Below are 20194 nucleotides of genomic sequence, written 5' to 3' on the forward strand. Positions count from 1 at the left end.
CCGAGTCTAGCCCGCCCTGGAGCGCGGGCCTACTGGATATCCTCGGGTTTGACGATCACCCAGTGCTGGTCGGCGTTGACCGCTACGCCGGCCTTGGCCTGGCCCTCGGCGTTGCTCTTCATCATCGCCTCGATCTGGGTGCGGTACTTGGCCTTGCGGTCGATCCACAGGTGGATGCCGTTCTTGGCGGCGTCCACGCCCTGGAACAGCATGGGACCGTCGCTGACCGGGGTGTCGCCGCCGACCAGGATGGGCTTCTTCCAGGGATCGATGTAGGTGAGGATGGCCGCGTACTTGCCGGCGAACCAGGTGGCCGGGGTCCAGAGGTAGGGGGTGACCTGCAGCTTCAGGTTGGCCTGGGGATCGTACTTGCCTTCGGCGATCTGCTTGCGGGCGGTGGTCAGGGCGCCGGTGGCCGGGTCCTTGAGCAGGGTGGTGACGCCAATGACGTTCTCCGGCTTGACGCCATAGCCGTAGCGCGGATCGGCGGCCACCATGCGCACCAGCTCTTCGTGGGCGGCGCTGATCACATAGACCTCGATACCGTTCTCCATCAGCTTGCGATAGAGCTCCTGCTGGCCGGTGAAGGGCTTGGGCGGATTGATCTCCACCGTCTCGACCTTGTCGTCCTTGCCGTAGTAGGTGGCGGGGATCGGCTTGCCGTAGGCCATCAGCTCGTCGACATAGCCCTTGAGCTGCTGCAGGGTGAAACCGGAAAACACTTGGGCGACCCAGGGATAGCAGACCAGGTCGTCGATCTCGCAGAGCCGGTAGTAGTAGCTGTTGAGGCTTTCCTGGTGGCCGCCGACGTCCTTGAAGGGGATCAGCTTGAGCGAAGCATCGAGGGTCTCGCGGGTCAGCACGCCCTTCATTTCCAGGAAGGGCAGCAGGGCTTCCTCCAGGTCGTAGCGATAGCTGGTGTTGTCCATGTCGAACACCGCGTAGTTGCCCTTATTGGCATTGGCGGCGATCAGGGCATCGAGTTGGCGGGCGGCGTCGGCTGGCCAATGGGTCAGCTCGGTGGCAGCGGCGGTCAGCGACAGCAGACCACCGGCCAGACCGGCGAGAAGGCGGGGAAGGGTGGGCATCGGCGGGCTCCGGCACAGCGACCGCCCAGTGCGGTCGCCTGCCGCAACCCTAGCAAAAAGCTGTTACAGATCAGGGTGAGGGACGACCTGTCCGGATGCGAGAGCGGCACAACGTGCCGCTCTGCGACAACCTCCTCAGGCGGTAGCGGCCTTGAAGCGCGGCTGGGCGTTGCCCTTGAACAGGGTCAGGGTCGCGACCAGGCCGAGCACGGCGGCCAGGGTCAGCCACATGCCGGGGGCGGCCTTGTTGCCGGTCTCCTGGATCAGCCAGGTGCAGACCATCGGGGTGAAGCCGCCGAAGGTCGCGGTGGCCAGACTGTAGGCCAGGGAGAAGCCGGTGGTGCGCACATGGGCCGGCATCACCTCGGTCAGGGCCACCACCATGCCACCGTTGTAGGTGCCATAGAGGAAGGACAACCACAGCTCGACCATCAGCAGGCGCGAGAAACCCGGGGCGTGGGTCAGCCAGATCATCGCCGGGTAGGCGGTGAGGATGGCCAGCACGGTGGCGAAGATCAGCAGCGGACGCCGGCCGACGCGATCGCTCAGGGCGCCCATCACCGGCAGCCAGATGAAGTTGGACACGCCCACGCAGGCGGTCACGATGAGGCTGTCCAGGGCGGTCAGGTTCAGCTCGTGCTTGCCGAAGGTCGGGGTGTAGGCGGTGATCAGGTAGAAGGAGGCGGTGGTCATGGAGACCATGGCCACGCCGGCCAGCACCACGCCGAAGTTCTGGCGGATGGAGGTCATGGTCTCGCGGAAGGTCGGGCGATGCTTGCGCGCCTCGAATTCCGGGCTCTCTTCCAGGGAGCGGCGGATCATGAACAGGAAGGGCACGATCAGGCAGCCGATCAGGAAGGGAATGCGCCAGCCCCATTCACCCATCTCGGCGGGCGACAGCCAGTGGTTGAGCAGCGCGCCCAGCACGCCGGCGAAGACCACCGCGACCTGCTGACTGGCGGATTGCCAGGAAACGAAGAAGCCCTTGCGGCCCGGAGTGGCGATTTCCGACAGGTAGACGGACACGCCGCCCAGTTCGACGCCAGCGGAGAAGCCCTGCAGCAGGCGGCCGAGCAGCACCAGCAGCGGGGCGGCGACGCCGAGGGTGGCATAGCCCGGCACCACGGCGATCAGCAGGGTACCCAGGGCCATCAGCGCCAGGGTGACGATCAGGCCGTGACGCCGACCGTGCCGGTCGATGTAGGCGCCGAGGAAGATGGCCCCCAGGGGACGCATCAGGAAGCCGGCGCCAAAGGTGGCCAGCGACAGCATCAGGGAGGCGAGTTCGTTATCGCCGGGAAAGAAGGTCTTGGCGATGGCCGTGGCATAGAAGCCATAGACCATGAAGTCGTACATTTCGAGGAAGTTTCCGCTGACGACGCGGAACACGGATTTGGCTTTCGAGGTGGTGGCCATGACTGCTAGCTCGGATTGGGTTTGTTATGGAGACAGCTCGCGCAAGGCGCCCAGACCTCTCATGGGTGGGTCGCACTATTTGTAACCTTATGTGTTGCAAAAGCGCGCTGGCAAGCTGAATCGGACCGCAACCCCCGAATTTCATGGGTTTGAAAGGTTATTGAAAGCTTCGCGACATTACGTCTGGAAATTATTGTCCAGTTGACAAGATGTCGCAGTTCAAGATGTGAGCATCTGCCAGAAGGCCGCCCCGACACCGGCCAGGCTTTCCCCGGCGATGAGTCCCGCCGCGGCCGCCAGGGCGAAGCGCTCGGCTAGGCGCGGCGCCCGCCAGCGCACCAGGGCGGTGAGCAGGGCGCCGAGGGTCATCATCAGCGACACCGAGGCCGGCAGGATGAAGGCCAGGCCCAGGGCTGCAGAGCTGGGCAGCCAGTGCGCGCGACGGGCAGGCAGCAGGGCTTCGGCCAGGCCCAGCAGCACGCCGGCCAGGGCACCCAGGACGATGCCCAGGCGCATGGCCTCATCCAGGGCGCCCAGGCCCTGGGTCAGGGTTTCCGCCACTGCCTTCCACTGGGCCACCGCCGGGGCCGGCCAAGCGGCACTGAGCAGGAGCGCCTGGGGGTCGGGAATTAGCAGCCGATAGGTGAGCACCCCGGTCACCGCGCCCAGGGCGATGCCCAGGCACTGAGCCACCACCTGCTTGGCGGGCGTGGCGCCGATGGCCTGGCCGACCTTGAAATCGTTCATCAGGTCGGTGCTCTGGCCAGCCGCGCCACCGGCGGTGTTGGCGCCCATCAGGTTGATGTTGACCTGGCCAGGGGCAGCCAGGCCAAAGGTCAGCTGCGACAGCTGGCCGATGGCGCCAATGGGGGGAATGCCGGTGGCGCCCACCACCCGCGCGGCCATGGCGGCGAGAAACAGCGCCAGGGGCAGGGCGAGCAGGGCCAGCCAGGGATCGATGCCGAACAGCCGTACCTGCAGCACCACCACCAGCAGAGCCGCCACCAGCAACAGCGCCAGTGGCCAGGCACGGGGTCGCTGCCAGCCCTGGCGCTGCCGTTCGCCGCGCGGCAGGGTGATCAGCCGTACCGCCAGGGAAGCCAGGGTGGCGCTGACCATCAGGCTCACCCCCGGCCAGAGCAGCCATTGCACCAGGAAGGCGTATTGCGGGCCGCTGGCGTCCGCCGGCAGCGCGGCGACGCCGCTGGCCAGCAGCCAGGGCACGACACCGCCCCAGGCCAGCAAGGTGCCGAATAGCAGCGACAGCCCGACCCTGAGGCCGATGATGCCGCCAAAGCCGAGCAGCAGCAGCGAGGGATCGAAGCTGAAGGTCAGCCGCTCCAGGGCGGGCGAAGGCGCCGCTCGCGGGAGCATCCAGGCGAAGGTGTCCACCAGTTTGACCGCCGCCGACAGCGTCAGGGCGCCCAGCAGCACCCGCAGCCGGGCCAGGGCCTCGGCGCCGCTGGCATAGACCTGGCGCAGCGCCTCCAGGGTGGCCAGGCCCTCGGGAAATCTCAGACTGGCATCGGCCAGCAGCAGGGGGCGCAGATACCAGGCCACCCAGATGCCGAGAAAGCTCACCGCGAACACCCAGCCCATCAGCGGCAGGGTCGGCAGTTCCTGGCCGGTCAGCAGGGTATAGGCGGGGATGGGCGCCACCAGCCCGCCGGAGACGATGCTGGCGGCCGCCGAGGCCACGGTCTGGTTGATGTTGCTCTCGTGCAGCGTCCAGCCCGGTTGCTGCAGCCGGCGGCCCAGGCGATGCCAGAGGCCGTAGCTCACCAGCAGGGCGATGATCGACATGTTGAACGACCAACCGATCTTGAGCCCGGCATAGACGTTGGCCGGGGTCAGCAGGATGCCCAGCAGCGCGCCGGTGAGCAGCGCCCGCGGACTGAGTTCGCGTTCCACGGGCAGCGGCAGGTCGGATGCGGCGGCGTTGGCAGCGGGCAAGGGGGCCTCCTCGGTCAGGCGATCACGGCGTGGTCAGGGGACCTCTCTCCGCGCCGGTTGGTTCGCCCGGTTCAGGGATGCCGCTCGGTCCAGGTCTGACGGAGGGCTTCGATCAGCTGGCGCAAGCCTGGCGGGGGCTGGCGTCGACTCGGGTAGTAGATGCACAGGGGCGCACCGGGCGAGGCCCAGTCCGGTAGTACCTGCTCCAGGCGGCCGTCGCGCAGCTCCGTGGCCACCCGCCATTCCAGACAGTAGGCCAGGGCCAGGCCATCGAGGGCGGCCTGGATCGAGGTCTCGGTCTCGTTGACCGTGAGCGGGCCCGGCACGTCCAAGGTACGGGTCGTGGCGCCGCTGCCCAGTTCCCAGCGATAGAGGGTGCCATTGCCCAGCCGCAGCCGCACGCAGCGGTGCTCGACGAGATCGTCCGGCCGCTGCGGCCGACCGTGGCGGGCCAGGTAGTCAGGGGCGCCCACCACGATCCAGCGCAACTCGTCGGTGAGCGGCAGGGCGACCATGTCCTGGGGCACGGTGTCGCCATAGCGGATGCCGGCATCGAGGCCATCGGCGACGATGTCCACCGGACGATCCTCGACGCTGATGTCCAGCTGCAGTTGCGGATAGGCCGCCAGTAGCCGGGGCAGGGTCGGGGTCACCAGCAGGCGCGCCGCATCCCGCGGCACGCTCAGGCGCAGGCGACCGACCGGGGCGTCGCGGTGCTGGTCCAGCTCGCCCAGGGCCTCGCCGATGAGGGCGAAACCCTGTTCGAGCTTTTCCGCCAAGGTCGCGCCGGCCAGGGTCGGCACCACCGAGCGGCTGGTGCGATTGAGCAGCTTGACCCCCAGGCGGGTCTCCAGTTGGCGCAGGGCATGGCTCAGCGCCGACGTGGTGACGCCCAGTTCGATGGCGGCCTGGCGAAAGCTGCGCCGGCGCACCAGGGCGACGAAGACGTTGAGATCGGCCAGTTCGCCGCGATTCAGCGTTGGCATGCACAACCCTCACGCGATAAGGATCAAGAGTTCGTTGAGCCCCATTCAACGCCTTTTGAATTAGCCTCACAAGGCTAACCCTTCCGACTGGCGTCTTCGCCTGGAGCTCCCTATGACTGAAACCCTGCGCATCCCCGGTATCGATACCCCTGTTTCCCGTATCGGCCTGGGCACCTGGGCCATTGGCGGCTGGATGTGGGGCGGTACCGACGAGGCCCGCTCCATCGAGACCATCCGTGGCGCCGTCCAAGGCGGCATCAACCTGATCGACACCGCCCCGGTGTACGGCTTCGGTCGTTCCGAGGAGATCGTCGGCAAGGCCCTGGAAGGTATCCGCGACCAGGCGGTGATCGCCACCAAGGTGGCCTTGGAATGGCCCAACGAAGAGGTGCGTCGCAACGCCAGCGCCGCGCGCATCCGCCAGGAGGTGGAGGATTCCCTGCGGCGCCTGCGCACCGATCGTATCGACCTCTATCAGGTGCACTGGCCCGATCCCCAGGTACCCCACGAAGAAACCGCGCGTGAACTTGAGCGCCTGCGCCAGGAGGGCAAGATCCTCGCCATAGGCGTGAGCAACTATTCGCCCGAGCAGCTGGAAGCCTTCCGCCAGTTCGCCAATCTGTCCACCGTGCAGCCGCCCTACAACCTCTTCGAGCGCGCCATCGAGAACGATGTGCTGCCCTATGCTCAGCGTCATGGTCTGGTAGTGCTGGCCTATGGCGCCCTATGTCGCGGGCTGCTGTCCGGACGCATGAACGCCGAGACCCGCTTCGACGGCGACGACCTGCGTCAGGGCGATCCCAAGTTCCAGGCCCCGCGCTTCGCTCAGTACCTGGCCGCGGTGGAGGCCCTGACCGCCTTCGCCCGCGAGCGTCATGGCAAGTCGGTGCTGGCCCTGGCAGTGCGCTGGATCCTCGATCAGGGGCCGACCATCGCCCTCTGGGGTGCGCGCAAGCCCGAGCAGCTGCAGGGGTTGGACGAGGCCTTTGGCTGGCAGCTGTCCGCCGAGGACCTGGCGGCCATCGACGCCCTCCTCGCCGAACACGTCAAGGATCCGGTGGGCCCGGAATTCATGGCGCCGCCCTTACGTTGATCTGCTGGCGCGGGCACCCTGGCCCCGCGCCGTTGCCTAACCTACTCAGCCACAAGAGGTGAGCATCATGGCCAAGCGCGACGATCTCGACCATAAGCCGGAAAACGCCGGCAAGGTCGGCGAGACCCACAAGGAACTCAATCAGGGCGGTGAAGAACAGCGCCCGCAGAACGACAAGCGGCCCGAGCAGCCCAAGGAAAATCCGGATCCGGGTTACTGAGGCGGGTACTAAAACGAGCAAAGGCGCACGGGTCAGACCTGTGCGCCTTTGCTGTTTGTGGCCGGGGTCCTTTGCTGACCCCGGCAGTCTTGCCGGGTTAGACGCTGCGCGGCGGGGTGGCCATGCCGCTCTCGTCGCCCACGGCACCAGGCGTATTGCCGTGGGCAGCGGTACGACCGACGTTCATGCCCGCGGTCGCCTGAGTGGCTCCCAGGGTACTGCCGGTGCCAGCGATTGGGGAGCCCGCCATGGACTCGACGCCTGCGTCGGGATCGTTACCCAGGTGGCTGGACGACGGCCCTGTACCGGCGTGCTGATCCCGGTCATGACGAGTCTGGCGCGCATCGCTCGCCACGTCGCGCCCCGCTGCCTTGACCTGCTCATAGCCGCTGCTCGCCGCTTGCTTGGCCTTGGCGGTCAGCTTGTCGCTGTGCTTGCCCAAGGCGCGATCCTCGGTCTCGGTGCGCGGCAGCGAGGCTCCCAGCAGCGCACCGAGGGCGATGCCCAGTGCGCCTACCACCAGCGGCTGTTCGCGCAGCAGGGTATCGAAGGTGCCCTTGAGCTGTTGCGCCTGGGCGCCCAGGGCGTCCTTGGTCTGAGCCGCGGTATCGCTCAAGCGCTCACCCGTCTGAGAGGCCTTGGCCGATACGCTTTCGCCCAGGCCGGTCACCTTGTCGCGTACGTCGTGACTGCCGCGGTTCAGAGAGTCGCGGGTATGGCCGGCACTGCTGGCCACTGAACTCATGGCCCCCGTCAGCTTGTCCTTGAGCGGGGTGCCCGGCGTAGCCGGCGCCGGGGCGCGGTTCTGGCCCAGGGCCAGCCACAGCAGACCCACCGAGGTCAGCACCGCCGGGACCGGATTGGCCTTGAGGGTATTGCCCAGATTATGGGCGAACTCCCCGCTGTGCCCCTTGGTGTAGGACAGCGCCTGGTCGAACAGCTGGCCCGGCGACAGGCGGCTTTCCAGGGCGCCCACCAGGTCTTCGATGTGTCCGCGCTTCTGGTCGATCTCGCGTTCGAGCTCCTCGGGATTCTTGCGGGATTCCTGATCGATCTGGTCGGTGATGCTCATTGTGCGGCCCTCCGTACGGCGTCCTTGTCCTTCTGCAGGCTGTTGACGGTGCGATCAGGGGTGAAGTGGGACGGTTCGAACTGCTTCTTGCCCGACTGCAGCATGATGAAGCCGATCACCATGACCACGGCGCCCACCAGCAAGGCGGCGGCCCAGGGCGTGAGGTACTGGGAGAGGAAGTAGACGACACCCATCAGCAGCACGATGAAGCCGGCCAGCAGCACGATGGCACCGGCAGCGACCCCGGCCACACCGGCCTTGGTGGTGCGCAGGGACTCGCCCAGTTCGGCCTTGGCCAGCGCCAGTTCCTTGGTGAACAGGGCCGGGACCTCATGGACCAGCTGCTTGACTAGGCCGACGACCGAGGTATCGCCTTCGGTGGGGCGCGGAGTGGGATTCTCGTTGATCATGGCTGCTTGCCTCCGCTCAGGGTGGGTCGATCCAGCTGGCTGGACGAGGTACCGGTGTTCAGGCTGCTGTCGCTGCGCGCTGGATTGATCGCCGCGCCGCCGATGGGGTCGCCGCCACGGGTCGTGGTCGGGGTATGGAGGTCAGGACCCTTGGGAATGTTGTTGGTGTGGATGACATCGGCACCCGCCGCCGGCTCCGCCAGTTCGTTTTCCGCCGCGACCGAGGGCGTGGTCAGCGAAGGCACCTCGTCGGGGCCGCTGACGCGCGAGCTGCTGCCGGTATCCGGCTGGCTGGAAGCCTTGAGAAAACGCGACAGCCCGAAGCCGATGGCGATGCTGCTGGTGAGGAACAGGGCCGGATTGTCCCGCGCCAGGGTGCCGGCTTGGTGCAGCAGCTGCTCGGCGCTTTTGCCGCGCAGATCCTCGGCCAGGCCGGTCAGGCTTTGCGCCATGTCGCTGACATAGTGCGCCAGGCCCAGGGTGTCCTTGTCTTCCAGTTCGTCGGCGGCCGCCTGGGCGCTCTGGGCGATGGCGCCGAGCTGGTCGGCCGCGCTATCGCGATAGTGTTCGTAATGCGCAGCGCCTTCTTGCTTGGCGTCTTGCACCGTGTCCCGAGCGACCTCCTTGAGGTCGTGCAGATGGGCTTCTGCCGTAGAGCCGTCCTTGGCCTGCGAGGGGTGTCCCTGAGCGGAATCGAGGGGCGTCGTCATACGCTGGTACCTATGTGCAGAACCTTGTCTTGGCCGGCAGAGAACTCTCGGCGACCGTTCGTGTGCCTTGCCTTTAGGTGACCGGGTAGAAGGAGTGACGGTTCTCACACAGCGCCGGTTTGATGGCGGAGCTGACAAACGGTTTTACCTACAGAGCTAGCTACAAGCGCAACGGCGGCGGTGGCGGGTGGGCTCTAGGGCGGGCAATGAAACGCAGTCGCAACAGCGGCAACCATTCGTCATGCCCATGGTGGCGATATGCAAATTCGATGAACGATTTTTCGCCTGGTGCGGTCGATTTCTGCAGACGTTGATGTTCGCGCCAACCCAAGCGAACCCCTTTTTCTCTTCACGTCCTGACAGGAGATCTCTCATGGCCGTTGCCAATGCCAAGCAAGAACTCAAGACCGTTTCCAGCGTCAAGCAGAAAGCCCATCAAGGCGAAGACGCCACCCTGCAGAACCAGCAGGCTGTAGGCGAAGCCCTGGCCGTGCTGCTGTCCGATGTCTTCGCGCTGTACATCAAGACCAAGAACTACCACTGGCACATGAAGGGCTCGCATTTCCGCGACTACCATCTGCTGCTGGAAGAGCAGGCTACCCAGCTGTATGGCATCACCGACCTGATCGCCGAGCGTGCGCGCAAGATCGGTCAGCCCACCGTGCGCTCCCTGGAGCAGATGGTGCAACTCAAGCGCCTGGCCAGCAGCGACGCTACCGACCTGTCGGCCGATCAGATGCTGACCGAGCTGCATGATGACAACCAGTCGCTGGCTGCCTACATGCGTACCACCCACACCCTGACCGACGACGCCAACGACGTCTCCACCACCAGCCTGCTGGAAGAGTGGATCGACCAGGCCGAAGAGCGTGCCTGGTTCCTGGGTCAGACCGTCGGCAAATAAGCCACGGTCGCTTCCTGAAAGCCCGTCTCCGGACGGGCTTTTTCATGGGCGTCTTTCAGCGCCACGGGGCGCTGCTGATACTGTCGCGGCGTACAGCCGAATTCGCGGCGAAACACCGAGTGCAGGTACTGCGCCGAGGTGAAGCCGCAGCGCCGGGCGACCTCGGCCAGGCTCGGCGCCCCTTCCTGCAGGGCGACCGCGGCCGCGGCCAGCTTGAAGCCGAGAATTTCGTCATGGACGCTGCGGCCCAGCTCGCGGCGAAAGGACATTTCCAGCGCTGACCGGGAGATGCCCACGTAGCTGGCCACCTGGGCGGTCTTGATGCCCTGGCAGGCGTATTGGCGAATGAAGTGCAGGGCGCGCATCACCTGGGGATGGCGCACTGCCTGATGGCGACTGGAGGCCTGAATATTGATCCCCTCCGGCGGGATCAGCACCCGTGGTGCGCCGAGTTCGACGCCGTGCAGCCGCTGATGCAGCAGTCGCGCCGCCTCGCGGCCGATGGCCTCGGTGCCCTGGATCACCGAGGTCAGGGGCACCCGGGTCAGGGTCCGGGCCAGGGGATCATTGTCGATACCCACCAGCGCCACCTGTTCCGGCACCGGGATGCCGGCGGTGAGGCAGGCCTGCAGGAGTTGCCGCGCCCGGGCGTCGGTGACGGCCAGGATGCCCACCGGCTTGGGCAGGGCCTCCAGCCAGGCGATCAGCTGTTCCACGGCCGTGTCCCACAGCGGTGCGCTGGTCTCCAGGCCGCGATAGATCTCCACCGGCAGGCCATCGCGGCGGAGCAGGGCGGCAAAGGCCGCCTCGCGCTCGCCGGCCCAGCGATTGGTCTCGGCGGCCGGCAGGCTGAAGCAGGCGAAGCGGGTCAGCCCGGATTCGATCAGATGGTCGTAGGCCAGGCGCACCAGGGCGGCGTTGTCGGTGGCCACATAGGGAATGCCCGGTGGGTAGTCCCCAGGGGTCGCGTAGGAACCGCCGACGGCCACCACTGGCAGGTTGCTATGGGCCAGGGCGGCGCTCACCGCCGGATCGTCGAAGTCGGCGATGATGCCGTCGCCCTGCCAGCGCTCGATGCCCTTGAGCCGGCAGAGGAAATCCTCTTCCAGAAACAGATCCCAGCGCGCCCGGGTGCCGCTCAGGTAGTTGCCGATGCCGGCCAGGATGCCGCGATCGTAGATCTTGCTGCCGTTGAACAGCAGGGCGACGCGGTGGACGAGCGGCTGGCTGGGCATGGCGGATTTCTGGCAGGAAGCGCGGGTGGGGCTCCAGACTACGACCGGCGAGCCCGCCCCTCAAGCAGCAAAATCGCACCTGGCCCTGGTGATTTTCACAATAGGCAGCCCAGGTGGCGGCGCTACCATCGACGCAAACCGGTACGCCGTATCGGGTGCGCTAGATAAGAACAAGGACAACGCCATGGCTTATTTCCCCAATGTCGAGAAGGTCCGCTACGCCGGGCCCGACAGCGATTCCCCGCTTGCCTTCCGTCACTACGAGGCCGATCGCCTGGTCATGGGCAAGCCCATGCGCGAGCACCTGCGGATGGCGGTCTGCTACTGGCATACCTTCGTCTGGCCGGGTAGCGATGTCTTTGGTCAGGGCACCTTCCAGCGGCCCTGGCAGGCGGCGGGTTCGCCCCTGGAACAGGCGCGCGCCAAGGCCGCCGCGGCCTTCGAATTCTTCAGCAAGCTGGGCGTGGACTACTACTGCTTCCACGACACCGACGTAGCCCCCGAAGGCGCCAACTTCACCGAGTACCGCGAGAACTTCGCCCGCCTGGTGGACGAGCTGGAGCGGCACCAGAGCGAGTCCGGCCTCAAGCTGCTGTGGGGCACCGCCAACTGCTTCAGCCACCCGCGCTACGCCGCCGGCGCCGCCAGCAACCCCGATCCGGAGGTCTTCGCCTGCGCGGCCACTCAGGTCTGCACGGCGATGAACGCCACCCACCGCCTGGGCGGCGACAACTATGTACTGTGGGGCGGTCGCGAAGGCTACGAGACCCTGCTCAACACCGACCTCAAACGCGAGCGCGAGCAACTCGGCCGCTTCATGCGGATGGTGGTGGAGCACAAGCACCGCATCGGCTTCCAGGGCGATCTGCTGATCGAGCCCAAGCCCCAGGAGCCGACCAAGCACCAGTATGACTATGACGTGGCCACCGTCTTCGGCTTCCTGCAGCAATTCGGGCTGGAGAAGGAGATCAAGGTCAACATCGAGGCCAACCACGCCACCCTCGCCGGGCACAGCTTCCAGCACGAGATCGCCAGCGCCGTGGCCCTGGGCGTGTTCGGCAGCATCGACGCCAACCGCGGCGATCCGCAGAACGGCTGGGACACCGACCAGTTCCCCAACAGCGTCGAGGAGATGACCCTGGCGATCTACGAGATCCTCAAGGGCGGCGGCTTCACCCGTGGCGGCTTCAACTTCGATGCCAAGGTCCGGCGCCAGAGCCTGGACGACGTCGACCTGTTCCACGGCCACGTGGCGGCCATGGACACCCTGGCGCTGTCCCTGGAACGCGCCGCAGCACTGCTGCAGGACGACCCCCTGGGTAAGTTCAAGAGCGAGCGCTATGCCGGCTGGGACCAGTCCCTCGGCCAACGCATCCTCGGGGGCCAGCTGAGCCTGGAACAACTGGCCGAACACACCTTCAGCCAGGGCCTGGCGCCCCAGCCGGTGAGCGGTCGCCAGGAAATGCTCGAAGGCGTCGTCAACCGCTATCTGTATCGCTAGCGACCGCGCGAGCGGGTCGGCAGAAATGCCTGCTTGACCCGCTTGTGCCAGCCCGCTGAATCGTTACACTCGAATCCGTTCGCCCGCTCCACAACAACAATAACCAAGGACGCCACCATGAACCTCAAGACGACCCTGCTCGCCGGTCTGCTCGCCCTCTGCACCACCGGTTTCGCCCAGGCCGACGCCCAGCATCCCAAGATCGGTTTTTCCATCGACGACCTGCGCCTAGAGCGCTGGGCCCGTGACCGCGACTATTTCGTCGCCGCCGCCGAGCAACTCGGCGCCAAGGTCTATGTGCAATCCGCCGACGCCAACGAGCAGCGCCAGCTGTCGCAGATCGAGAACCTGATCTCCCGCGGCGTGGACGCCATCGTCATCGTGCCCTTCAACGCCACGGTGCTGAACAACGTGGTGGCCGAGGCCAAGAAGGCCGGGGTCAAGGTGATCTCCTATGACCGCCTGATCCTCAACGCTGACATCGACGCCTATATCTCCTTCGATAACGAAAAGGTCGGCGAGATGCAGGCCGGTGGCGTGCTCAAGGCCCAGCCCAAGGGCAACTTCTTCCTGCTCGGCGGGGCGCCCACCGACAACAACGCCAAGATCCTCCGCCAGGGCCAGATGAAGGTCCTGCAGCCGGCCATCGACAAGGGCGACGTCAAGGTCGTCGGCCAGCAGTGGGTCAAGGAGTGGAACCCGACCGAGGCGCTGGCCATCGTCGAGAACGCCCTGACCGCCAACGACAACAAGATCGACGGCATCGTCGCCTCCAACGACGCCACCGCCGGCGGCGCCATCCAGGCCCTGGCCGCGCAGAAGCTGGCCGGCAAGGTGGCCGTGTCCGGTCAGGACGCCGACCTCGCTGCCATCAAGCGGGTGATCGCCGGCACCCAGACCATGACCGTCTACAAGCCGCTCAAGCTGATCGCCTCCGAGGCGGCCAAGCTGTCGGTGCAACTGGTGCGCAACGAGAAGCCAGCCTTCAACTCCAGCTACGACAATGGCACCAAGAAGGTCGACACCCTGCTGCTCACCCCCACCGAGCTGACCAAGGCCAACGTCGACCTGCTGGTCAAGGACGGCTTCTACACCCAGGCCCAGATCGACGGCAAATAACCACTGGCCACCGGCTGGTCGCCTGACGCCTGGCGTCGGGCGGCCCCTGGGCAAGGAGCGGCCATGGCCGACTATCTGCTGGAAATGCACGGCATCGCCAAGAGCTTTGGTGGGGTGCGGGCGCTGGATGGCATCGATCTCAAGGTGCGTCCGGGCGAATGCGTAGGGCTGTGCGGCGAGAACGGCGCCGGCAAGTCCACCCTGATGAAGGTGCTCTCGGCGGTCTATCCCCACGGCACCTGGGAAGGCGAGATCCGCTGGGACGGGCGCCCCCTGGAGGCCCAGTCCATCGCCGAATCCGAGGCGGCCGGCATCGTCATCATCCACCAGGAACTGACCCTGGTACCCGATCTGTCCGTGGCCGAGAACATCTTCATGGGCCACGAGCCGCGCCGCTTCGGCGGGCGGCTGGACTATCCGACCATGCTGCAGCGCTCGGCCGAGCTGATGCGCCGGCTCAAGGTGCCGGACATGAACGTGGCCCTGCCGGTGTCCCAGTACGGCGGCGGCCTGCAGCAACTGGTGGAGATCGCCAAGGCGCTGAACAAGAATGCCCGGCTGCTGATCCTCGACGAGCCCACCTCGGCGCTGACCACCTCCGAGATCGCCGTGCTGCTGGACATCATCCGCGACCTCAAGGCGCAAGGTGTAGCCTGCGTCTACATCTCGCACAAGCTCGACGAGGTGGCGGCCATCTGCGACACCATCACGGTGATCCGCGACGGCAAGCACATCGCCACCACGCCCATGGCCGAGATGGACATCGACCGCATCATCACCCAGATGGTCGGCCGCGCCATGACCAACCTCTATCCACAGATTCCCCATGAAATCGGCGAGGTGATCTTCGAGGCGCGTCGCTTCACCTGCCTGGACGTTGACAATCCCCAGCGCAAGCGCGTCGACGACGTCTCCTTCGCCGTGCGCGCCGGCGAGATCCTCGGCATCGCCGGGCTGGTGGGCGCCGGGCGCACCGAGCTGGTCTCGGCCATCTTCGGTGCCTACGACGGCCGCTACGAAGGCGAGGTCTGGCTCCATGGCCAGCGCATCGACACCCGTACCCCGCTGAAATCCATCCGCGCCGGCCTGTGCCTGGTGCCGGAGGATCGCAAACGCCAGGGCATCATTCCCGACCTGGGGGTGGGCTCCAACATCACCCTCACGGTGCTGGACAGATTCGCCCACCTGAGTCGCATCGACAGCGAAGCGGAACTGTCCTGCATCGACAGCGAGATCGCCCGGCTACAGCTAAAGACCAGCAGCCCCTTCCTGCCCATCACCGGCCTTTCCGGCGGCAATCAGCAGAAGGCGGTGCTCGCCAAGATGCTGCTGGCGCGGCCCAAGGTGCTGATCCTCGACGAGCCCACCCGCGGCGTCGACGTCGGCGCCAAGTTCGAGATCTACCGGCTGATCGGCCTGCTCGCGGCGGAGGGCGTGGCTATCGTCATGGTCTCCTCGGAGCTGGCCGAGGTGCTCGGCGTCTCCGACCGGGTGCTGGTGCTCGGCGAAGGCCGACTGCGCGGCGATTTCCCCAATGAGAATCTGACCCAGGAGCGGGTACTGGCCGCCGCCCTGGGTACCACCGAACGGGCGGTCGCCCAAGCCCGGGAGCACTTCTGATGCACGCCGTGAAACAGCTGTTCACCCGTTACAAGATGCTCGCCCTGCTGATCGCCGTGGCCCTGATCTGGCTGTTCTTCAGCTGGCAGACCGAAGGCGGCTTCGTCACCCCGCGCAACCTTTCCAACCTGCTGCGGCAGATGTCCATCACCGGCATCCTCGCCTGCGGCATGGTGCTGGTAATCATCGCCGGCGAGATCGACCTCTCGGTGGGCTCGCAACTCGGCCTGCTCGGCGGAGTGGCGGCGATACTCGACGTCACCTACCACGTGCCCCTGCCGATCACCCTGCTGGCGGTGGCCGCCGGCGGTCTGCTGATCGGCCTGATCAACGGCTACCTGAGTGCCTATCGGGGGATACCGTCGTTCATCGTCGGCCTCGGCGGCATGCTGGCCTTTCGCGGCGTGCTGCTGGGACTCACCGGCGGCGTCACCGTCGCGCCGGTATCGCCGGAGCTGGTCTACCTCGGCCAGGGCTATCTGCCGCCGGTGGTGGGCAGCGTCCTGGGCGTGCTGCTGTTCGCGGTGGCCGTGGTGCTCACCTGGCGCCAGCGCAGCAAGCGCAAGACCCTCGGCCTCGCCCTGGCGCCGCTGTGGCGCGACGTGCTGCGGGTGGTGGTGATCGGCGTGGTGCTGGTGGCCTTCATCCAGACCCTCAACCGCTACGACGGCATCCCGGTGCCGGTGTTGATCCTGCTGGTGCTGCTCGGGGTGTTCAGCTACATCACCAGCCAGACGGTGTTCGGTCGGCGCATCTATGCGGTGGGCAGCAACCTGGAAGCCACGCGGTTGTCGGGCATCAACGTCCGGGCGATCAAGCTCGGCATCTTCGGCCTCATGGGCGTGATGTGCGCCCTGGCCGGCCTGGTCAACACCGCTCGCCTGGCCGCCGGCTCGCCCTCGGCCGGCACCATGGGCGAACTGGACGCCATCGCCGCCTGCTTCATCGGTGGCACCTCCATGCGCGGCGGCTCAGGCACCGTCTATGGCGCCCTGCTCGGCGCCCTGGTGATCGCCAGCCTGGACAACGGCATGTCCATGCTCGACGTGGACAGCTACTGGCAGATGATCGTCAAGGGCAGCATCCTGGTCCTGGCGGTCTGGGTCGACGTCAGCACCCGCACCAGCCGGCGCTGAGCGGGATGACCAGCGAAAGATGAGGCTGCGTCGTCATCCACCCTACGGCAGGCTAGCTATTGCTCCGAATGACCCCCTCTTCCCTTGGGAGAGGACCGGGCTGAGGGCCGACGCCTCACGGATCGCAGCCATGGGCCGCTCCTACAGGGGAGGCATCCCGCGATTACTCCTCTGTCTGCCTCGCACTGTGTTGCCCCCTCTCCCTTGGGAGAGGGCCGGGGTGAGGGCCGACGCCTCGTGGATCGCGGCCATGGGCCGCTCCTACAGGGGAGGCATCCCGCGATCACTCCTCTGTCTGCCTCGCGCTGTGTTGCCCCCTCTCCCTCAGGGAGAGGGCTGGGGTGAGGGCGGCTCAACAGGCGCTTGATCCCCCCTGCGATCTCCGCTCAGCTCTCGAACCGCTGCACCCGTGGGCCGCGCTGGCGCAGGTCGGCGAGGCTTGCCGGACTCAGGGTGCCGATCGCACGATCGAGGTCGCGCTGCAGATCCTTGATCACGGTGGCCAGGGTGGTCTGGCATTCCAGGTTGCACAGGGGAATGGCCTTGGTGACCGTGACCGCGCGGGCCGTGTCGGTGACGGTGAACAGCAGGGTGCGGTCGGCGCGGCGGGGGACGGCCAGGCAGGAATGCGGGCTGAACGCGGTAATCAGCATATCAATGGCGTTTTGCATGGGCAGCTCGTCCTTGTTGTGACCGTGAAAGCGTGCGACTCAGACGTCACCGTGCGCTGAAAGGTTCAGTCCAGAGCGATTGCGCGATGCCCCTTTCATCCTATGAGCCTGCCCCGGCACTTAATCGGTCTTGGTGGCTGACGTAGTTGCAGGCAGCTGCCGCCTCCGTGCTCGGGGGTAAGCCAGGCGCCGCGCCATCCATCCCCGGCCTTTGACGCCCGTGCCGGGCTGCGGCAGAGTGCGCGCCCTTCTGGTGGTGCGGAGCTGGCGATGAATGCGGTGGTGGTAGCGGTAGGACTCATGCTGGTCTTGAGTCTGGCCCGGGTGCACGTGGTGGTGGCGATGATCGCCGGCGCGGTGGCCGGTGGCCTGGTGGGCGGCCTGGGGCTGGAGGGCACCCTGCTGGCCTTCAACGCCGGCCTGGGCAATGGCGCCAAGGTGGCGCTCTCCTATGCGCTGCTGGGCGCCTTCGCCGTGGCCATCAGCCAGTCGGGTTTGGCCCACATGCTGGCCGATCGCGCCCTGGCGCTGATGGAGCGTCAGGCTGCCCAGGGCGGACGCTCGCTGCGCTGGGCATTGCTCGGCCTGCTGCTGGCGGTGTCCATCGCCTCGCAGAACATCCTGCCCATCCACATCGCTTTCATCCCGCTGCTGGTGCCGCCGCTGCTCTATGTGCTGACGCGCCTGGAGCTGGACCGGCGGCGGCTGTCCTGCGTCATGACCTTTGGCCTGATCGCCCCCTACATGTTCCTACCGGTGGGCTTCGGCAGTCTCTATCTGCACGACATCCTGCTGGCCAGCGTGGCCCGCGCCGGGGTGGACGTCAGCGGCGTCGATCCCAGCCGCGCCATGTTCTTGCCGGCCCTGGGCATGGTGGTCGGCCTGCTGCTGGCGGTCTTTGTCAGCTATCGCCGACCGCGCCAATACGACCTGAGTCTGGTGGCGCGCACCGAGCGGGCCGACCGCCCCTACAACGGCCGCACCCTGCTGGTGGCGCTGGTCGCCGTGATCGCCGCCTTTGGCGTGCAGCTCTGGCTGGACTCCATGATTCTTGGCGCCCTGGTCGGCTTCTTGGTCTTTACCGCCACCGGCGTGGTGCGCTGGCGCGAGGCGGACGATCTGTTCAGCGAGGGCGCGAAGATGATGGCGGTGATCGGCTTCATCATGCTGACCGCCGGCGGCTTCGCCGAGGTGCTCACCGCCACCGGCCAGATCAAGGACCTGGCCGCCACCGCCGCCGGCCTGATCGGTGACAACCGCGCCCTGGGCGCGCTGCTGCTCCTGCTGCTGGGCATGCTGGTGACCCTGGGCATCGGCTCGTCCTTTTCCAGCGTGCCCATCCTCGCCGCCATCCTGGGTCCGCTGTGCCTGCATCTGGGCTTTTCGCCGCTGGCCATCGTTTGCCTGATCGGCACCGCCGGTGCCCTCGGCGACTCGGGTTCTCCGGCTTCGGATTCCACCCTGGGCCCCACCTCGGGCCTCAATGTCGACGGCCAGCACAGCCATATCTGGGACACCGTGGTGCCATCGTTCCTGCACTTCAGCCTGCCGATGCTGCTGTTCGGCTGGGCCGCGGTGCTGCTGCTGTAACCGGCGATTGCCGCCTGGGCGCAAAGCCCCGGCCGGGCGGGTCCAAGGCCTACAGCCAAGGAGCCGCCCCATGTCCAGCCCCGTCTTCAGTGTCGAACCCCTTACCGCCGCCGACCTGCCCGCCACCACCGAGGTGGTGCGCCTGGCCTTCGCCACCTGGATGGGCGCTGCCGAGCCAGGCGAATTCTGGAATGACCGCGACTATGTGCGTAGTCGCTTCGCCGCGCCCCACACCGCCTGGTTCAAGGCCCTCGACGGCGAGCGACTGGTTGGCGCGGTCTGCGTCACCCGCTGGGGGCGCCACGGCATCCTCGGGCCGCTGGCCGTGCATCCGGACTATTGGGACGCCAAGGTGGCCAAGGCCCTGATGGGCGCCGCGGTCGAGCAACTCGATGCCTGGCAGCTGCTGCATGCCGGACTCTTCACCTTTCCCGACAGTCCGCGCCACCTGGGGCTCTACCAGGGCTTTGGCTTCTGGCCGCGCACCCTGACCGCGGTGATGGCGCGTCCACTGCAGACGCACCCGGCACCGCCAACGCTGAGATTTTCCCTGTCGGCCGAGCCCGAGCGGCTGCTGGCCGCTTGCGCCGAGCTGGGCCGGGCCAATGCCCCGGGGCTGGATGTCTCCGCCGAAATGGCCGCGGTGCACGAGCAGGGACTCGGCGAGAGTCTGCTGCTGCAGGACGCGCAGGGCCGGGCGGAGGGTTTCGCCGTCTGCCATTTCGGGCCCCACAGCGAGGCGGGCACCGGGGTCTGCTATGTCAAGTGCGCGGCGGTCCTGCCCGGTATGGGGGCCGAGGCGCGCTTCGCTCGGCTGATCGCCGCCTGCGACGGCCTGGCCCGGGACCATGGCCAGCAGCGCCTGCTGGCCGGCGTCAACACCGCCCGACTGGGGGCCTACCGCTGGCTGCTGGCGCAGGGATTTCGCAGCGAGATCCTCGGCATCACCCTGCACCGGGGCGAGGCCCATTACGATCATCCCGAGGTCTGGTTGCTGGACGACTGGCGCTAGTCGAGCGGGAGGTATCACCCGCGAAAAAGGCTCTGGAATGGGCTAAAGAGCGAAGCGGCAAGGCCGATACAGGGATTCGGATCGCGTGCAGCCCCTGCCGCGGCTGCTCTCCTTGAGGATTCGATCATGGCCTTGCTCAAGCACTATTCGATCATGCGCGCACTGGACGTTCTGGCCGCGGCGACCGAAACCGCCACGCCCCTGGCCGAGATCGGCAGCTTCCAGGGCGATCCCACCCTGGCCCGGCTGGCCAAGGGGCTGCAAGCCCTGCTGGTGCAGCAGAGTGAATTGCAGCAGCAGGTCCAGATCCTCAATCAGGACAATACCACGCTAACCGCTCGGGTGGCCGAGAGCGAAGCGCTGGCCAAGCGCCTGGGTACCCGTTTCGAACTGGTCAGCCAGGGCTCCAGCGAAGGTCTCTGGGACATGGAGGTGGTGGCGGGCGATCCGGTCAATCC

18 protein-coding genes are annotated in these 20194 nt (G+C 66.8%); 9 read left to right on the plus strand and 9 right to left on the minus strand.

The features are described from left to right. Positions 1-29 precede the first annotated feature (29 nt). The 4 genes from V6W80_RS01345 to V6W80_RS01360 all read right to left on the minus strand — a co-directional run bounded on the left by V6W80_RS01345 (position 30) and on the right by V6W80_RS01360 (position 5443). Positions 30-1088 (minus strand): haloacid dehalogenase-like hydrolase, encoded by a 1059-nt coding sequence (locus V6W80_RS01345; protein ID WP_160924225.1) that lies wholly within the window; start codon positions 1086-1088, stop codon positions 30-32. A 135-nt stretch (positions 1089-1223) separates the two neighbouring features. Next, entirely contained in the window at positions 1224-2504 is a 1281-nt protein-coding gene (locus V6W80_RS01350; RefSeq protein ID WP_017639867.1) for an MFS transporter, read from the minus strand. 219 nt (positions 2505-2723) lie between these two features. Continuing rightward, positions 2724-4457 (minus strand): OPT family oligopeptide transporter, encoded by a 1734-nt coding sequence (locus V6W80_RS01355; protein WP_338545680.1) that lies wholly within the window; start codon positions 4455-4457, stop codon positions 2724-2726. Between the two features lie 71 nt (positions 4458-4528). Continuing rightward, positions 4529-5443: a LysR family transcriptional regulator gene (locus tag V6W80_RS01360; RefSeq protein ID WP_338545681.1), complete on the minus strand. Its 915-nt coding sequence runs from the start codon at positions 5441-5443 to the stop codon at positions 4529-4531. Between the two features lie 112 nt (positions 5444-5555). Here V6W80_RS01360 and V6W80_RS01365 point away from each other — a divergent pair, with 112 nt between their 5' ends. Together V6W80_RS01365 and V6W80_RS01370 are read left to right on the plus strand one after the other, a co-directional pair. Then, positions 5556-6536, plus strand: coding sequence for an aldo/keto reductase (locus V6W80_RS01365; protein ID WP_338545682.1), 981 nt, complete (start codon positions 5556-5558; stop codon positions 6534-6536). Between the two features lie 67 nt (positions 6537-6603). Further along, the gene (locus V6W80_RS01370) at positions 6604-6756 is read left to right on the plus strand and encodes a hypothetical protein (RefSeq protein WP_017639863.1); all 153 of its coding nucleotides are present in this window, start codon (positions 6604-6606) and stop codon (positions 6754-6756) included. A gap of 97 nt (positions 6757-6853) precedes the next feature. Here V6W80_RS01370 and V6W80_RS01375 read toward each other — a convergent pair whose 3' ends face one another. Genes V6W80_RS01375 through V6W80_RS01385 form a run of 3 tightly spaced genes read right to left on the minus strand, consistent with a single transcriptional unit; the run spans position 6854 to position 8948 of the window. Continuing rightward, the gene (locus V6W80_RS01375; RefSeq protein WP_338545683.1) at positions 6854-7828 is read right to left on the minus strand and encodes a DUF3618 domain-containing protein; all 975 of its coding nucleotides are present in this window, start codon (positions 7826-7828) and stop codon (positions 6854-6856) included. Continuing rightward, positions 7825-8238: a phage holin family protein gene (locus V6W80_RS01380; RefSeq protein ID WP_093255052.1), complete on the minus strand. Its 414-nt coding sequence runs from the start codon at positions 8236-8238 to the stop codon at positions 7825-7827. Before V6W80_RS01380 ends, V6W80_RS01375 begins: the two co-directional genes overlap by 4 nt. Beyond that, on the minus strand, positions 8235-8948 hold the full coding sequence (locus V6W80_RS01385; RefSeq protein ID WP_026083705.1) for a hypothetical protein: 714 nt from the start codon (positions 8946-8948) through the stop codon (positions 8235-8237). Before V6W80_RS01385 ends, V6W80_RS01380 begins: the two co-directional genes overlap by 4 nt. Positions 8949-9321: 373 nt before the next feature. On the opposite strand from V6W80_RS01385, the gene V6W80_RS01390 reads away from it, so the two are divergent. Beyond that, on the plus strand, positions 9322-9852 hold the full coding sequence (locus tag V6W80_RS01390; RefSeq protein WP_017639603.1) for a Dps family protein: 531 nt from the start codon (positions 9322-9324) through the stop codon (positions 9850-9852). Here V6W80_RS01390 and V6W80_RS01395 read toward each other — a convergent pair. Continuing rightward, positions 9834-11087, minus strand: a complete 1254-nt coding sequence (locus V6W80_RS01395; protein WP_338545684.1) for a XylR family transcriptional regulator — start codon at positions 11085-11087, stop codon at positions 9834-9836. The two genes, V6W80_RS01390 and V6W80_RS01395, sit on opposite strands and share 19 nt — an antisense overlap. 184 nt (positions 11088-11271) lie before the next feature. Between V6W80_RS01395 and xylA the strand changes: the two genes are divergently transcribed. The 4 genes from xylA to V6W80_RS01415 all read left to right on the plus strand — a co-directional run bounded on the left by xylA (position 11272) and on the right by V6W80_RS01415 (position 16463). Then, positions 11272-12588, plus strand: a complete 1317-nt coding sequence (gene xylA / locus V6W80_RS01400) for a xylose isomerase (protein WP_338545685.1) — start codon at positions 11272-11274, stop codon at positions 12586-12588. A gap of 117 nt (positions 12589-12705) precedes the next feature. Then, positions 12706-13707, plus strand: a complete 1002-nt coding sequence (gene xylF, locus V6W80_RS01405) for a D-xylose ABC transporter substrate-binding protein (protein ID WP_338545686.1) — start codon at positions 12706-12708, stop codon at positions 13705-13707. Between the two features lie 63 nt (positions 13708-13770). Next, positions 13771-15327 (plus strand): D-xylose ABC transporter ATP-binding protein, encoded by a 1557-nt coding sequence (gene xylG, locus V6W80_RS01410; RefSeq protein ID WP_338545687.1) that lies wholly within the window; start codon positions 13771-13773, stop codon positions 15325-15327. Next, positions 15327-16463, plus strand: a complete 1137-nt coding sequence (locus V6W80_RS01415) for a sugar ABC transporter permease (RefSeq protein WP_064306855.1) — start codon at positions 15327-15329, stop codon at positions 16461-16463. The genes xylG and V6W80_RS01415 overlap by 1 nt, the downstream gene beginning before the upstream one ends. A 386-nt stretch (positions 16464-16849) precedes the next feature. Here the strand turns inward: V6W80_RS01415 and V6W80_RS01420 are convergent, their stop codons facing one another. Further along, complete coding sequence (locus tag V6W80_RS01420) at positions 16850-17134, minus strand: hypothetical protein (protein WP_257704761.1); 285 nt, start codon at positions 17132-17134, stop codon at positions 16850-16852. Between the two features lie 270 nt (positions 17135-17404). Between V6W80_RS01420 and V6W80_RS01425 the strand changes: the two genes are divergently transcribed. Continuing rightward, entirely contained in the window at positions 17405-18724 is a 1320-nt protein-coding gene (locus V6W80_RS01425; protein WP_338545688.1) for a Na+/H+ antiporter family protein, read from the plus strand. Between the two features lie 70 nt (positions 18725-18794). Next, entirely contained in the window at positions 18795-19736 is a 942-nt protein-coding gene (locus tag V6W80_RS01430; protein ID WP_338545689.1) for a GNAT family N-acetyltransferase, read from the plus strand. The last annotated feature ends 458 nt before the right edge of the window (positions 19737-20194 follow it).

The organism is Pseudomonas benzopyrenica, assembly GCF_036884265.1.
GTDB lineage: Bacteria > Pseudomonadota > Gammaproteobacteria > Pseudomonadales > Pseudomonadaceae > Chryseomonas > Chryseomonas benzopyrenica.

Bases quoted from the DNA above. Each gene is read 5' to 3' on its own strand.
- V6W80_RS01390 (WP_017639603.1), top strand. From the start codon at position 9,322: ATGGCCGTTGCCAATGCCAAGCAAGAACTCAAGACCGTTTCCAGCGTC.
- V6W80_RS01365 (WP_338545682.1), top strand. From the start codon at position 5,556: ATGACTGAAACCCTGCGCATCCCCGGTATCGATACCCCTGTTTCCCGT.
- V6W80_RS01420 (WP_257704761.1), bottom strand. From the start codon at position 17,134: ATGCAAAACGCCATTGATATGCTGATTACCGCGTTCAGCCCGCATTCC.
- V6W80_RS01380 (WP_093255052.1), bottom strand. From the start codon at position 8,238: ATGATCAACGAGAATCCCACTCCGCGCCCCACCGAAGGCGATACCTCG.
- xylA (WP_338545685.1), top strand. From the start codon at position 11,272: ATGGCTTATTTCCCCAATGTCGAGAAGGTCCGCTACGCCGGGCCCGAC.
- V6W80_RS01345 (WP_160924225.1), bottom strand. From the start codon at position 1,088: ATGCCCACCCTTCCCCGCCTTCTCGCCGGTCTGGCCGGTGGTCTGCTG.
- V6W80_RS01395 (WP_338545684.1), bottom strand. From the start codon at position 11,087: ATGCCCAGCCAGCCGCTCGTCCACCGCGTCGCCCTGCTGTTCAACGGC.
- V6W80_RS01430 (WP_338545689.1), top strand. From the start codon at position 18,795: ATGTCCAGCCCCGTCTTCAGTGTCGAACCCCTTACCGCCGCCGACCTG.
- xylF (WP_338545686.1), top strand. From the start codon at position 12,706: ATGAACCTCAAGACGACCCTGCTCGCCGGTCTGCTCGCCCTCTGCACC.
- V6W80_RS01360 (WP_338545681.1), bottom strand. From the start codon at position 5,443: ATGCCAACGCTGAATCGCGGCGAACTGGCCGATCTCAACGTCTTCGTC.
- V6W80_RS01350 (WP_017639867.1), bottom strand. From the start codon at position 2,504: ATGGCCACCACCTCGAAAGCCAAATCCGTGTTCCGCGTCGTCAGCGGA.
- V6W80_RS01425 (WP_338545688.1), top strand. From the start codon at position 17,405: ATGAATGCGGTGGTGGTAGCGGTAGGACTCATGCTGGTCTTGAGTCTG.
- V6W80_RS01415 (WP_064306855.1), top strand. From the start codon at position 15,327: ATGCACGCCGTGAAACAGCTGTTCACCCGTTACAAGATGCTCGCCCTG.
- V6W80_RS01375 (WP_338545683.1), bottom strand. From the start codon at position 7,828: ATGAGCATCACCGACCAGATCGATCAGGAATCCCGCAAGAATCCCGAG.
- V6W80_RS01370 (WP_017639863.1), top strand. From the start codon at position 6,604: ATGGCCAAGCGCGACGATCTCGACCATAAGCCGGAAAACGCCGGCAAG.
- xylG (WP_338545687.1), top strand. From the start codon at position 13,771: ATGGCCGACTATCTGCTGGAAATGCACGGCATCGCCAAGAGCTTTGGT.
- V6W80_RS01385 (WP_026083705.1), bottom strand. From the start codon at position 8,948: ATGACGACGCCCCTCGATTCCGCTCAGGGACACCCCTCGCAGGCCAAG.